14 protein-coding genes and 1 pseudogene are annotated in these 13,057 nt (G+C 61.0%); 11 read left to right on the top strand and 4 right to left on the bottom strand.

The genetic code is table 11. From position 1 onward, the window contains the following. Positions 1-11: 11 nt before the first annotated feature. The 4 genes from QP802_RS04550 to QP802_RS04535 are packed head-to-tail and all read right to left on the bottom strand — an operon-like array spanning position 12 to position 4,700. Positions 12-614, bottom strand: a complete 603-nt coding sequence (locus QP802_RS04550; RefSeq protein WP_284817686.1) for a TorD/DmsD family molecular chaperone — start codon at positions 612-614, stop codon at positions 12-14. Next, complete coding sequence (locus QP802_RS04545) at positions 614-1,555, bottom strand: dimethyl sulfoxide reductase anchor subunit family protein (RefSeq protein ID WP_256020621.1); 942 nt, start codon at positions 1,553-1,555, stop codon at positions 614-616. Before QP802_RS04545 ends, QP802_RS04550 begins: the two co-directional genes overlap by 1 nt. 3 nt (positions 1,556-1,558) lie before the next feature. Further along, a complete protein-coding gene (locus QP802_RS04540) occupies positions 1,559-2,203 on the bottom strand; it encodes a DMSO/selenate family reductase complex B subunit (protein WP_070363070.1) in 645 nt (214 codons plus the stop codon). A 25-nt stretch (positions 2,204-2,228) separates the two neighbouring features. After that, on the bottom strand, positions 2,229-4,700 hold the full coding sequence (locus QP802_RS04535; RefSeq protein ID WP_284817685.1) for a DMSO/selenate family reductase complex A subunit: 2,472 nt from the start codon (positions 4,698-4,700) through the stop codon (positions 2,229-2,231). A gap of 277 nt (positions 4,701-4,977) precedes the next feature. On the opposite strand from QP802_RS04535, the gene secY reads away from it, so the two are divergent. The 11 genes and pseudogenes from secY (at position 4,978) to truA (ending at position 13,048) form a co-directional block, all read left to right on the top strand. Continuing rightward, a complete protein-coding gene (secY, locus tag QP802_RS04530) occupies positions 4,978-6,306 on the top strand; it encodes a preprotein translocase subunit SecY (protein WP_070477568.1) in 1,329 nt (442 codons plus the stop codon). Beyond that, positions 6,306-6,851: an adenylate kinase gene (locus QP802_RS04525; protein ID WP_070363068.1), complete on the top strand. Its 546-nt coding sequence runs from the start codon at positions 6,306-6,308 to the stop codon at positions 6,849-6,851. The genes secY and QP802_RS04525 overlap by 1 nt, the downstream gene beginning before the upstream one ends. A 92-nt stretch (positions 6,852-6,943) precedes the next feature. Beyond that, positions 6,944-7,741: a type I methionyl aminopeptidase gene (map, locus tag QP802_RS04520; protein WP_256000513.1), complete on the top strand. Its 798-nt coding sequence runs from the start codon at positions 6,944-6,946 to the stop codon at positions 7,739-7,741. A gap of 14 nt (positions 7,742-7,755) precedes the next feature. Continuing rightward, entirely contained in the window at positions 7,756-8,529 is a 774-nt protein-coding gene (locus QP802_RS04515) for a L,D-transpeptidase (protein ID WP_284817684.1), read from the top strand. 195 nt (positions 8,530-8,724) lie between these two features. After that, complete coding sequence (gene infA, locus QP802_RS04510; RefSeq protein WP_018017508.1) at positions 8,725-8,943, top strand: translation initiation factor IF-1; 219 nt, start codon at positions 8,725-8,727, stop codon at positions 8,941-8,943. A gap of 179 nt (positions 8,944-9,122) precedes the next feature. Continuing rightward, positions 9,123-9,491: a 30S ribosomal protein S13 gene (gene rpsM / locus QP802_RS04505; RefSeq protein WP_070477572.1), complete on the top strand. Its 369-nt coding sequence runs from the start codon at positions 9,123-9,125 to the stop codon at positions 9,489-9,491. 3 nt (positions 9,492-9,494) lie between these two features. Continuing rightward, on the top strand, positions 9,495-9,899 hold the full coding sequence (gene rpsK / locus QP802_RS04500) for a 30S ribosomal protein S11 (protein WP_070363064.1): 405 nt from the start codon (positions 9,495-9,497) through the stop codon (positions 9,897-9,899). A 27-nt stretch (positions 9,900-9,926) separates the two neighbouring features. Further along, positions 9,927-10,532: a 30S ribosomal protein S4 gene (gene rpsD / locus QP802_RS04495; RefSeq protein WP_070363063.1), complete on the top strand. Its 606-nt coding sequence runs from the start codon at positions 9,927-9,929 to the stop codon at positions 10,530-10,532. Positions 10,533-10,649: 117 nt separating this feature from the next. Continuing rightward, entirely contained in the window at positions 10,650-11,663 is a 1,014-nt protein-coding gene (locus tag QP802_RS04490) for a DNA-directed RNA polymerase subunit alpha (protein ID WP_284817683.1), read from the top strand. Positions 11,664-11,705: 42 nt separating this feature from the next. Continuing rightward, positions 11,706-12,086: pseudogene (gene rplQ / locus QP802_RS04485) on the top strand (50S ribosomal protein L17); the annotation flags it as partial. Between the two features lie 122 nt (positions 12,087-12,208). Further along, the gene (gene truA / locus QP802_RS04480; protein WP_284817682.1) at positions 12,209-13,048 is read left to right on the top strand and encodes a tRNA pseudouridine(38-40) synthase TruA; all 840 of its coding nucleotides are present in this window, start codon (positions 12,209-12,211) and stop codon (positions 13,046-13,048) included. Positions 13,049-13,057 lie beyond the last annotated feature (9 nt).

The following is a 13,057-nucleotide window of genomic DNA, read 5'->3' as shown; positions in this document are numbered from 1 at the left end:
GAGCTTTCGTATTAGAGAGTTTGGACGGCGGCCAGCACGCCCCGCGTAAGCCCAGGCAGCGCCCGGTAGATCGCGGTGTTCGCATGCTTTTCGACGCCCCCAAGCACCTGCTCAGCGAAGCGGGCTGGGTGCTCGGCGGTGAAGGAGCACAGCACGGCCAGCGCGGCGGCTTGATCGGCCTCGGAGGACGCGTTGAGCGCCAGGGCGCACAGGTGGCTGATACAGCGGAACTCCAACCCGATGTGGTCCGGCGGGAGGTTATCGGCGCCGGGGTCAAAGCCAACCTGGTGGTAAACGGCGGCGACGGCCGCGGCGTCCTCATCCATGACGAGTCCGTCCTTGGAAAAGTACGGGGACTCGTACGGCTGGGCGAGCGGGGAGCTTACGCCGACGAACAGGTAGAGGTGGTCGCGCTGCAGCGCTTCGGCGGTGTCGCGCTCCGCTTCCAGCAGGGCGTTGATGGCGTGCTGCGAAGCGTCGTCCTCGAGCGGCCATGATTGCAGGAAGGAGGGGTCGGAGAGGGCGTCGAGAAGCGGGCCTTGCGGCTCGTCGAGGAAGAGCTGCCCCACGATGTCTGCTGCGATGTGGCAGCGTTCAACTAACTCTGTGTGCATCAGATTCCGATCCGGTCGACTGCGCCGTAGAACATGAAGCGGCCGAGCAGCTCCGCGATGACCACCAGGATGTACGCGACGGTGATCCATAGCATTGCGCTCGAGGTGGGGCGGCGGGTGCGGCCGCCAAACGCCAGGATGAGGCCCACGATGAACGCACCGACCAGCAGGAGCCCAATGCGGATGACGAATGCGGTCATGTTGAATTCAAACTGCGCCGGGTTCGGGCCCGCGGGGCGGCCGTAGTTGAACACCATCACGATGAAAATGAGCGGCACGACGACGGTCAGCGCGATGCCGATCCAGCGCAGCGAGGCGTGGATGAGGTCCCAGACCTCTTCCTTCTGGGCGTCGGTCTGGTCTTCGTTGCGCGCGGACGGGATGAGCTTCTTGATCAGCTCGGACTCTTCGAGCCAGTTGTACGCCGTGAGCGCGACCGCAATCGCGAGCAGACCTGTGACCGCGGCGGAGAGGTAGAACGCTGCCGGGGTAGTCCAGTGGTTCCACGATGGGATCGTGGGCAGCATGTAGAGGCGCGCCATGGTGGCGATGAACCCGATGCCGGCAATCGCGGTGATGACCGCGATGGTTGTGCGGGTGCCCACGGAGCCCCAGTCGAAGAACTGACAGGCCGCGAACAAGAACCCGAGCGCCGCGAAGATGCAGCCGCCCACGAGCTCCTGGGTGAGTCCGGAGGAACTGATGTGGCGCATCACGTTCAGCGCGTTGATCGGGTTTCCGAGGTGGAAGAACGCGAGGCAGAAGCCTGCGATCATGATTGGGCCGATTGCGTAGAGCGCCGGCACACAAATGCGGTTAATCGCGTTCGCGGAGTAGCGGGTGCGTCCCACCATTGTGATGACGCCGAGGACGAAGAACGCGCCGACTGCCATCTGCCCGAACGTGGTGAAAAACGTGAGGGGCCATTCGTGCATATTCATGAGTTAGACCTCTTCCGGGTTCATGATCTCGCCGGCGTCCAACGCGTCCCAGCGTTTCGCGTCCTTGTGCGGCTTGATGGTCAGGCGTGGTTCGGTAAACGTTGGGTCCGGCAGCGGCGCGATGCCGGCGACGTCGCCGTGTTCCTTGCGCAGCTCGTCGATAGGCCCCCAGTCGAGCGCGCGCGACGGGCACGCGGCCACGCACGCGGGGTCTTTGCCCTCGGCGCGGTAGTCGGCGCACAGGTCGCACTTCGTCATGACGCCCTTTTCAGGGTTGAACTGTGGCGCGGAGTAGGGGCACGCCCACTCGCAGTAGCGGCAGCCCACGCACTTGTGCGGGTCGACGGAGACGACGCCGTCCTCGCCGATGTGCATCGCGGTGGTCGGGCAAACCTTGGTGCAGATCGGGTTGTCACAGTGGTTGCAGGACACCGATGTGTAGTAGGTGAACGTGTTGGTGGTCAGCTCGCCGTCGGCGTTGCGGTTCCAGTCGCCGCCCGAGTACTCGACCACGCGGCGCCAGTTCACGCCGATCGGTGTGTTGTGCTTGTCCTTGCAGGCGATCTGGCAGGCTTTGCAGCCGTTGCACAAGGTCTGGTCGAAGAAGAAACCAAGGCGCTTGCTCGGCTTGTCGTTGTTGTTAGCCATGTTGTTGTTTCACTCCTTGGTGTTGTTATTTCGCTTTTTCAACCTGGCACAGCGCCGTGTGCTGCGCGTTGCCCTTGGCAAGAGGGGAGGGATGCCAGCTGGTCAGCGTATTGACGGATGCCCCTACGTCCACGCCGCCGTCCTTCGGGTTGAACCAGGAACCCTGCGGCACCGAGATGACACCCGGTGCGATTCGCGGGGTGACGCGGGCGATGGAGCGGATCCGGCCACGCTTGTTGTAGGCGTAGACGGGGTCGTCGTTCTTGATGCCGCGTTCCTTGGCGTCTATGGGGTTGATCCAGAGGACCTGCGGGTGGGCGTCGTCACGCAGCCAATCGACGTTGCCGTAGGAGGAGTGGGTGCGGCCCTTGGTGTGGTGGCCGATGACCTGCAGCGGGTACTCCTTGTTCTCTGCGGCTTCCTCGGCGCCTTCCCAAGTTGCGACCTGCTCCGGCAGCGGTGTCAGCTTGTCGCCTGCGATGTTCGGGTCAAACTCCCACTCCTTCGACATTTCGTAGAGCTCGGAGGAGAAAATCTCGATCTTGCCGCTCGGGGTCTCCAGGGGGTTGGCCACTGGGTCCTCACGGAAGTCTTTCAGTGCGACCGTGGTTTCGCCTTCTCGACGCCACACACCCATCTTCTTGAGCTCCTCAAAGGACGGAAGCTCCGGGATCTCCTTGCGGGATTCGTCGAGGGTGTAGCGCAGCCACTCTTCCTGGGTGCGGCCTTCGGTGAATTTGTCGCGCACACCGAAGCGTTCAGCGAGATCGGCGACGACGTCGTAAATCGGCCGACAGTCGTACAGTGGCTTGATCGCGCTGGAGGCCAGGATGGTGTACTCCAGGTTGCCCGCCGAGCCCTGCTGGATGATGTCGGTTTGCTCAGCGGTGGAGCAGTCCGGCAGAACGTAGTCCGCGTAGCGCGCGGACACCGTCATCTGGATGTCGCTGACGACGATGAGTTCGGCCTTGGAGTCGTCGCGAAGCAGCTCGACCGTGCGATTGAGGTCGCCGTGCTGGTTCGTGTTGGTGTTGCCGGCGTATTGCCAGATCATCTTGATCGGGACGTCGAGTTTGTCCTTGCCGCGTACGCCGTCCTTCGTCTTGGTCATTGCTGGGCCGTGGTCGACGGCCTGTGGCCACATTGCAACCGAGATCGAGGTCTCCACCGGGTTCTCGTACTGCGTGTTGAACGGGTACGTCATCGGCAAGCTTGCCGAGCCCTCGCGAGCGCCGGTGCCTCCACCAGGGATACCGATCTGCCCGAGCAGCGCTGCCAGCGTAAACACCGCGCGCGACTGGTTCTCGCCGTTCGCGTGGCGCTGCGGACCCCAGCCCTGGGTAATTGCGGTTGGCTTTGCGGTGCCCATCTCGCGGGCAAGCTGGCGGATCTTCTGCGCGGGTACACCGCAGACGCGGGCGGCCCACTCAGGAGTCTTTTCGACGCCGTCCGGCCCCTTGCCCTCAATGTAGGAGCGGTACGAGCCGTTCTTCGGCGCGCCCTTCGGCATGTGGTCCTCGTCAAAGCCGACACAATACTTGTCCAGGAACGCTTGGTCGTGCAGGTTCTCGGAGAGCAGTACGTGCGCGATACCTGCCACGAGCGCTGCGTCGGTGCCCGGGCGGATCGGAACCCATTCGTCGCCAAAGCCGACTGCGGTCTCGGAGTAGCGCGGGTCGATCACGATGGTCTTCACGCCGTACTTGCGTTTCGTCTGCTGGGTGACGAACGTCTCGCCACCACCGGACATGCGGGTCTCAAGCGGGTTGTTGCCGAACATGACCTGCAGCTTGGAGTTCTTCACGTCGTCGAAGGAGTTCGACGTGACCCAGGAACCGTAGTGGTACGGGTAGGCTGCCGTGATCTGCGCGGTGGAGTAGTCGGCGTAGTGGTTCAGGTAGCCGCCGATGAGGTACATAAACCGTGCGAAAGGAGTCTCGACAGGCGGCCAGGAGCGCGCGACGGTGCCGCCGATGGTCCCCGTGCCGTACGCGAGGTAGATCGACTCATTGCCGTATTTGTCCAGGATGCCCTTCATCTGGTCGGCGATTTCGTCGAGTGCCTGCTCCCAGGAGATTTCGATCCACTCGCCGTCGCCGCGCTTCGTGCCCGGCTTGCGCTTCAGCGGGGTCTTCAAGCGGTCCGGGTTGTAGATCCGGTGGCGGATCGAGCGTCCACGCACACATGCGCGGATCTGCTGCGAGCCGATGGAGTTGTCGCCGCCATCGTCGGGAAGGACGCGGGTGACGCGCCCGTCCTCAACTTGGAGGCGCAGTGGGCAGCGGGAGCCGCAGTTGACGGTGCAGGCGGACCAGACGAACTTCGGGTCGGTGCTTGTGCCTTCTGCGGCTTCGGCGACGCCGACACCTGGGGTGCCGCGCAGGAGCGTGCCAGAGACGGCCGTCGTCGCTACGGCTGCGCCTCCTACGAGGCCTGACCATTGGAGAAATTTACGCCGACTCACGGGAGTCGGCGTTGGTGTAGGTGCTGTGCTCATCGCTGTCCCTTCGAATGCGAGGATTTTCTACAGAAAAGTCGTGAATAAATGTAATACCAATTACCTATTTTTGAGTGTCGTGATTTTCAATCGAAAGTTGGAAACCCTCGCGGGGGTGCTGGCCGAATCGGGGGTTTGGCCTGCTAACTGGTAGAGTAGTGGGGTCAATCCTGTCTGGAGTGTCCCGTCAGCCCGCTACGGTGGTTGTGACGTGCACTTTTGGCAACCGTACTGTCCACTATCTCCTGCGTGAGTGCTGCAGGAGCCAGGAGGCTTTGTGTCCGCTATATTGCAAGCGTTCAAGGACCCGGATCTTCGGAAGAAGATTCTGATTACCCTTGCGTTGATGATTCTGTACCGCATTGGTGCCCAGATTCCGACGCCTGGTGTCGACTACGCGTTGATTAACTCCCGTCTGGAGGAAGTCGCTCAGGGTGACAACGCCACGATGTTCTCCATCATCGGGCTGTTCTCTGGTGGTGCGTTGCTGCAGTTGTCCATCTTCGCGATTGGCATCATGCCGTACATTACGGCGTCGATTATCGTGCAGCTGCTGACCGTGGTGATCCCGAAGTTCGAAGAACTGAAGAAGGAAGGGCAGTCGGGCCAAACCAAGATGACGCAGTACACGCGTTACCTCACGGTAGCGCTGGCGCTGCTGCAGTCCGCAGGTATTGTGGCGCTGGCCGACCGTGAGCAGCTGCTCGGCCAGGGGATTCCGGTGCTTATTGAGGACCGCAACATCTGGACGCTCATCATGATGATCATCGTCATGACGTCGGGCGCAGTCCTGATTATGTGGCTCGGCGAGATCATCACTGAAAAGGGCGTCGGCAATGGTATGTCCCTGCTGATCTTCGCTGGTATTGCGACGAAGCTTCCGTCCGAGGGTGCCTACATCCTGAAGAACTCCGGCGCGGTTACCTTCGCCATGGTCGTTGCGGCGATCATTGCGTTGGTCGTTGGCATCATCTTCATCGAGCAGGGCCAGCGCCGCATTCCGGTGCAGTACGCGAAGCGCATGGTTGGGCGCCGTCAGTACGGCGGTTCCTCTACGTACCTGCCGCTCAAGGTCAACCAGGCTGGCGTTATTCCTGTGATTTTCGCCTCCTCACTGATGTACGTCCCTGTCTTAATCACGCAGATCGTGACCATGAACAACACGACTCCGCCGGACAACTGGTGGATGAACAACGTTATGGCGTGGCTGCAGAACCCAGGCTCCTGGCAGTACATCCTGGCGTACTTCGCCATGATCATCTTCTTCTCCTACTTCTACGTCTCTATCCAGTACGACCCGGTCGACCAGGCAGAGAATATGAAGAAGTACGGTGGCTTCATCCCAGGCATTCGTCCGGGTCGCCCAACCGCCGAGTACCTCGCGTTCGTGATGAACCGCCTCCTGTTCGTTGGCGCGCTCTACCTTGCACTCATCGCGATCCTGCCGAACCTGGCGCTCGACGCCGGCATTGGCGGCGCTGGCCGCGGTGGCATGAGTGCGTTCGGTGGTACGGCTATCCTGATTATGGTGTCCGTAGCATTGACTACGGTCAAGCAAATTGAATCCCAACTTCTCCAATCCAACTACGAAGGACTGTTGCGATAATGCGACTTGTACTACTTGGCCCTCCCGGCGCTGGCAAAGGCACTCAGGCAGCCATTCTCTCCGAGAAGCTCGGCGTTCCGCACATCTCCACCGGTGACCTGTTCCGTGCGAACATCGGCCAGGGCACCCCGCTCGGTGTCGAAGCGAAAAGCTACATCGATGCTGGCAAGCTTGTGCCGACCGATGTCACCGCACGCATGGTGGAAGACCGACTCAGCCAGGAAGATGCTGCGAACGGCTTCCTGCTCGACGGTTTCCCGCGCACCGTTGAGCAAGCAGAGATCCTGAAGGAGCTGCTGAGTAAGCAGGGCCTGAAGCTGGACGGCGTGCTCAACTTTGTTGTCGACGAAGACGTGGTGGTCGAGCGCATGCTCGCCCGTGGCCGCGCGGACGACAATGAGGAAACGATCCGCACCCGCCTCAAGGTCTACCGCGACGAAACCGCGCCGCTGATTGATCACTACGGCGACGAGATCATCTCCATCGACGCTGTTGGTGACGTTGATGAAATCAACGAGCGCGCGATGGCGCAGCTGAAGAAGTAACATACAGCGTCTATGTAGGCGCAAGGGCCGGTAGGGACTCGACGAGTGCCTACCGGCCCTTTTACGCAGTAACTCTAGGAAGGAAGCGAATGATGGGGTTCCGGAAACGCAAGATTGTCGCAAAGACACCTGAGCAGCTCGACGCGATGGAGAAGGCAGGCCGAATCGTCGGTTTGGCGCTGCAGGAGGTGCGGGCGGCGGCCGCCCCCGGCAAGTCGACGCTTGACTTAGACAAGGTCGCGGAGGCTGTTATCCGTGATCACGGGGCCACGCCCACGTTTTTGGGGTACCAGGGGTTTCCGGGCTCGATCTGTGCATCAGTCAACGAGGTAGTCGTGCACGGAATCCCGAACAATGAGACTGTGCTCCGCGAGGGAGACCTGGTCTCTATCGACTGTGGCGCGACCTTGCATGGTTGGGTAGGGGATTCCGCGTGGACGTTCGGTGTGGGTGAGCTCGAAGCGGACGTCGAAAAGTTGAACCGGGCAACTGAATGGGTGCTGTACGAGGGGCTGAAGGCGATGGTGCCGGGCAACCGGTTGACCGACGTGTCGCATGCACTCGAGCGCGCGACGTATGCAGCAGAGGAGAAGTTCGGAGTGGAGCTCGGCATTGTGGACGGGTACGGCGGACACGGGATCGGACGCACGATGCACGAGGATCCATACCTTGCCAACGAGGGAAAACCCGGACGCGGCCCTGTGATCCAGGAGGGGTCGGTGTTGGCGATTGAGCCGATGCTGATCCTCGGCGGAGAGATCGACACGGAGGTGCTCGGTGACGACTGGACTGTCGTTTCCATCGACGGCGCCCCGGCATCGCACTGGGAGCACACGGTCGCCGCCACGGCTGACGGGCCGCGCATCCTCACTGTCCGCGAAGCGAAGTAGGCTATACTGCCCACATGCGTTATCAACCTCGACATGCGAAGCCATCCCAACTGAGCCGCAAGCTTGCCGGTTTGAGTGTTGGAATCGGCGTCGCCGCCTCCATGCTTGCCCAGCCAGCGATGGCGGAGGCGCAGCAGATGCCAGCGATGTCTTCGAATGGTGGACTGGGTGCCCTGCTTGAGCAGACGCAGTCTCAGCTCTCCAGCATCGGCTCCAGTACGCCCGACGCACGTGAGCGAGCATGGCAGACCCGCAACTCGCTGCGCGCGCAGGCCGACGGATTGGCGGCAATCAACAAGGACCTGCCAGCCCAGGCGAAGGCAAGCATCGATGCTACTGTCGAACGCTTCTACCCAGGCCTGATCGCCGAGAAGACTCCGAAGCCAGCGCCGAAACCAGCTGCACGCCCGGCGCCACCTGCACAAACCGCGTTCGATTACGGCCCATGTCCGAAGGATGCGAAGGTGTGTGTGGACACCGGCGGACGCCGTTCCTGGCTGCAGAATAACGGCCAGATGTACTACAAGGCTGACCTGATCGGTCCGGGCAGGCCTGGCCTTGATACGCCGAAGGGTACGTTCTACGTCAACCGCAAGGTGAAGGATGAGATCTCGTGGGAGTTCGGCAATGCGCCGATGCCGTACGCGACGTACTTCACCAACAACGGTATCGCGTTCCACCAGGGGGATCCGTCGATTCTCTCGCACGGCTGCGTTCGCATGTACCGCGCGGATGCCCAGCGTTACTTCCAGGATCTGGCTATCGGGGACAAAGTCTTCGTCTTCTAGCTGCTCCATTTTTTCGACGCCCACCTGCGGACTTAGCTTCCCAGCTGGGCTTGTGTTTGTGCTGGTGAAGGGATATAGTTGACCACTGGTGTTTATGCACCACGTAGTACAAGTATGTTTTACGTCAGCTACCAGCGGAAACACTGCGCATCAATGAGGATCGCTGTGTTCCGTGAGCTATAGGAAGTGGAGTGTATGGCAAAAGAAGGCGCCATTGAGGTAGAGGGTCGCATCGTCGAACCTTTGAAGAATGCTATGTTCCGTGTCGAGCTCGACAACGGGCATGAGGTCCTTGCTCACATCAGTGGCAAGATGCGCCAGCACTACATCCGCATCCTTCCTGAAGACCGGGTCATTGTGGAGCTGTCTCCATACGACCTGGACCGTGGGCGTATCACGTACCGCTACAAGTAATTTCGTTTGAAGCCTCCTTACCCAGACGCGTGGCGTTGCTGCGCGTCGCTTACCTTTGGCTACGGTGGCCAAAGCCACGTGTATCACGGCCCATCCTCCGGTACGGTCCGGATAAAGAGTCGGTTGGCGTGGGCGGATAGGGAGAAAACCGCCGTAACAACCCGAAAGGTACGTTCCACATGGCACGTCTAGCTGGTGTTGATCTTCCGCGCAATAAGCGCATGGAGATCGCACTTACTTACATTTATGGCATCGGCGCAACCCGCGCCAAGGAGCTGCTCGAGAAGACGGGCATTTCTCCAGACCTGCGTACGGACAACCTGAGCGACGATCAGCTGTCCGCACTGCGTGACGCAATCGAGTCCTCCTACACCGTAGAGGGCGACCTGCGTCGTGAGGTGCAGGCAGACATCCGCCGCAAGATTGAAATCGGCTCCTACCAGGGCCTTCGTCACCGTCGTGGCCTGCCTGTTCGCGGGCAGCGCACCAAGACGAACGCTCGCACTCGTAAGGGCCCGAAGAAGACCATCGCAGGAAAGAAGAAGTAATCCATGCCTCCTAAGACTCGTTCCGGTGCGCGCCGTGGTGGCCGTCGCATCGTAAAGAAGAACGTGGCTGCTGGCCACGCATACATCAAGTCGACCTTTAACAACACCATCGTCTCGATCACGGATCAGACCGGTGCTGTTATCTCCTGGGCTTCCTCCGGCCACGTTGGCTTCAAGGGATCCCGCAAGTCCACGCCGTTCGCTGCTCAGATGGCAGCTGAGAACGCTGCTCGCAAGGCGATGGACCACGGTATGAAGAAGGTTGACGTTTTCGTCAAGGGTCCAGGCTCCGGCCGTGAGACCGCAATCCGTTCGCTCCAGGCTGCTGGCCTGGAGGTGTCCTCGATCTCTGACGTGACCCCACAGCCGTTCAACGGCTGCCGTCCGGCGAAGCGTCGTCGCGTTTAAGGCAGAAAGGAAAAGAGGTAATACATCATGGCTCGTTATACCGGCCCTGCTACCCGTAAGTCCCGTCGCCTCCGCGTCGATCTCGTCGGCGGTGACATGTCCTTCGAGCGTCGCCCGTACCCTCCGGGGCAGGCTGGCCGCGCTCGCATCAAGGAATCTGAGTACCTGCTCCAGCTCCAGGAGAAGCAGAAGGCTCGCTTCACCTACGGAGTGATGGAGAAGCAGTTCCGTCGCTACTACGAGGAGGCCAACCGCCTCCCAGGTAAGACCGGCGACAACCTGCTGATCCTGCTTGAGTCCCGTCTGGACAACGTTGTATACCGTGCAGGTCTGGCGCGTACGCGCCGCCAGGCACGTCAGCTTGTTTCCCACGGTCACTTCACCGTGAACGGCAAGCGTATCGATGTTCCTTCTTACAAGGTCACGCAGTACGACATCATCGATGTTCGTGACAAGTCCCGCAAGATGCTCTGGTTCGAAGAGGCCCAGGACAACCTGCTGGACGCCGTTGTTCCGGCATGGCTCCAGGTCGTTCCGGACACCCTGCGCATTCTCGTGCACCAGTTGCCGGAGCGCGCTCAGATCGAGGTGCCGCTGCAGGAGCAGCTCATCGTCGAGCTCTACTCGAAGTAAGCCCGCTTACTTCACCCCGCACTGCGTCGATACGTACGTATACAAGTGGTGCGATATCTTTCCGAAAGTCCATATTCTCGCGGCTTCATATAGTGGTAGCCGGAAAAGGAGAAGTTCATGCTCATCTCACAGCGTCCGCAGCTGACCGAGGAGTACATCGATACCAACCGCTCGAAGTTCATCATCGAGCCACTCGAGCCAGGTTTTGGTTACACGCTGGGTAATTCCCTGCGCCGTACGCTGCTGTCGTCCATTCCGGGCGCAGCGGTTACCTCGATCAAGATTGATGGTGTGCTCCATGAGTTCACCACCATCAACGGTGTGAAGGAAAACGTTTCCGAGATCATCCTCAACATCAAGGACATCGTGCTGTCGTCGGAGTCCGACGAGCCAGTCGTGATGTACCTGTCCGTTGAAGGCCCGGGAGTCGTTACCGCCGGCGACATTGAGACGCCAGCTGATGTTCAGATCCACAACCCGGATCTGCACATCGCTTCGCTCAATGAGCAGGCACGCCTTGAGATGGAGCTTGTCGTGGAGCGTGGCCGTGGCTACGTCCCGGCGATGCCGAACTCTGGTGGGGAAGTCGGCCGCATTCCGGTCGACCAGATCTACTCGCCAGTGACCCGTGTTGCCTACAAGGTTGAGGCAACCCGTGTTGAGCAGCGCACCGACTTCGACAAGCTGATCATCGACGTGGAGACGAAGAACTCCATGTCTGCTCGCGACGCGTTGGCTTCGGCCGGTTCCACCTTGGTGGAGCTGTTCGGCCTGGCACGTGAGCTGAACACGGCAGCAGAAGGCATCGAGATCGGCCCGTCCCCACAGGAGACGGAGTACATCGCGGCTTACAACCTGCCGATTGAGGATCTCAACTTCTCCGTCAGGTCCTACAACTGCTTGAAGCGCGAGGGCATCAACACCGTCGGCCAGCTGGCTGAGTGCTCTGAGACCGACCTGATGGATATCCGCAACTTTGGCGAGAAGTCCATCAACGAGGTCAAGATCAAGCTCGCCTCCATGAGCCTGACGCTGAAGGACGCTCCGGAAGATTTCGACCCGACCCAGATCGAAGGCTACGACGCCGAGACTGGTGACTACGTCGACGACACCGCGGAAGAAACCGAGTAAACCAAGAGCACGCGCTCACAATCCCATACGAGGAGTACGAAAATGCCTACCCCGAAGAAGGGTGCCCGTCTCGGAGGGTCCGCCGCCCACCAGAAGCACATTCTGTCTAACCTGGCGCAGTCCCTGTTCGAGCACGGCGCCATCACGACGACCGATGCAAAGGCGAAAGCACTTCGCCCATACGCTGAGAAGCTGATCACCAAGGCGAAGGGCGGTTCCCTGCAGGAACGCCGCGCTGTTGCTGCGAAGCTTCCGAACAAGCAGATCGTTGCATACCTGTTCAACGAGCTTGCACCGAAGTTCGAAAACCGCAACGGCGGCTACACCCGCCTGATCAAGGTTGCACCTCGCTCCGGCGACAACGCTCCAATGACCCAGATTTCCCTGGTTCTGGAGCCAGCTGAGGCGAAGGCTTCCAAGGAGGACTAATCCTCCGCTGAGTGAGCTTTCCTAGCTCAACCACATGAGACCCCGCGTCCACCTTCACGGTGTCGCGGGGTTTTCACATTCCAAGAGCACGCGACCAGTTTGCTAGCCTGTAACGAATGAACACGATGCGGCTGCGTTTCGACATCGCCTATGACGGCACCGACTTCCACGGCTGGGCCCGGCAGAAGGGAGACCTGCGGACCGTCCAAGGAACCGTTGAGGACGCGCTCGCGCTTGTGCTGCGCCACCCCGTCGCCCTGACGGTCGCGGGCCGTACGGATGCGGGGGTCCACGCCCGCGGCCAGGTTGCGCACGCAGACATCGACCCGGCCGCGTTGCAGCAGCGCTCTCTTGACGGTGATCCTGCGCGCCTGGTGCGTCGCCTTGCCAAACTGCTACCGGACGACATCCGAGTTCATCAAGTCCGGGAGGTTGCCCCTGAGTTCGACGCTCGCTTCTCGGCGATGGCGCGTCACTACATCTACCGCGTTACTACCAACCCAGCGGGGGCGCTGCCGACACGGACGCGTGACACTGCAGTGTGGGCTCGCCCGGTCGACGTGCAGCTAATGCAGCAGGCCGCCGACGTGCTGCTCGGGCTGCACGACTTCGCGGCGTTCTGCAAGCCGCGACCGCACGCGACGACGATCCGCGACGTGCACAGCTTTCGCTGGGTGGACGCTTCCACGGAAGCGGAGCCGCAGCTCTACGAGGCACACATCAGTGCCGACGCGTTCTGTTGGAACATGGTGCGCGCACTGACCGCGACGTGCCTCACGGTCGGGCAGGGCAAGCGCGACCTGGCGTGGGCCACTGGACTGCTCGACGCCACTGAGCGGCGCGCCGACGTACCGTTAGCCCCCGCGAAGGGACTGACCTTCGACCACGTTGTGTACCCACCAGAGCAGGAGTGGGAGGCACGAGCCAACACAACTCGTGATCGGCGTTCGCTCTGAGAGCGCAAA

Source organism: Corynebacterium sp. UMB10119B, from assembly GCF_030228125.1.
Taxonomy (GTDB): domain Bacteria; phylum Actinomycetota; class Actinomycetes; order Mycobacteriales; family Mycobacteriaceae; genus Corynebacterium; species Corynebacterium pseudogenitalium.
This window is presented reverse-complemented; position numbering and strand designations above follow the sequence as displayed.

Coding starts and splice junctions, on each gene's coding strand:
- QP802_RS04535 (WP_284817685.1), bottom strand. CDS start 4,700: ATGAGCACAGCACCTACACCAACGCCGACTCCCGTGAGTCGGCGTAAA.
- QP802_RS04515 (WP_284817684.1), top strand. CDS start 7,756: ATGCGTTATCAACCTCGACATGCGAAGCCATCCCAACTGAGCCGCAAG.
- rpsD (WP_070363063.1), top strand. CDS start 9,927: ATGGCTCGTTATACCGGCCCTGCTACCCGTAAGTCCCGTCGCCTCCGC.
- infA (WP_018017508.1), top strand. CDS start 8,725: ATGGCAAAAGAAGGCGCCATTGAGGTAGAGGGTCGCATCGTCGAACCT.
- QP802_RS04490 (WP_284817683.1), top strand. CDS start 10,650: ATGCTCATCTCACAGCGTCCGCAGCTGACCGAGGAGTACATCGATACC.
- rpsM (WP_070477572.1), top strand. CDS start 9,123: ATGGCACGTCTAGCTGGTGTTGATCTTCCGCGCAATAAGCGCATGGAG.
- map (WP_256000513.1), top strand. CDS start 6,944: ATGGGGTTCCGGAAACGCAAGATTGTCGCAAAGACACCTGAGCAGCTC.
- truA (WP_284817682.1), top strand. CDS start 12,209: ATGAACACGATGCGGCTGCGTTTCGACATCGCCTATGACGGCACCGAC.
- QP802_RS04525 (WP_070363068.1), top strand. CDS start 6,306: ATGCGACTTGTACTACTTGGCCCTCCCGGCGCTGGCAAAGGCACTCAG.
- QP802_RS04540 (WP_070363070.1), bottom strand. CDS start 2,203: ATGGCTAACAACAACGACAAGCCGAGCAAGCGCCTTGGTTTCTTCTTC.
- QP802_RS04545 (WP_256020621.1), bottom strand. CDS start 1,555: ATGAATATGCACGAATGGCCCCTCACGTTTTTCACCACGTTCGGGCAG.
- rpsK (WP_070363064.1), top strand. CDS start 9,495: ATGCCTCCTAAGACTCGTTCCGGTGCGCGCCGTGGTGGCCGTCGCATC.
- QP802_RS04550 (WP_284817686.1), bottom strand. CDS start 614: ATGCACACAGAGTTAGTTGAACGCTGCCACATCGCAGCAGACATCGTG.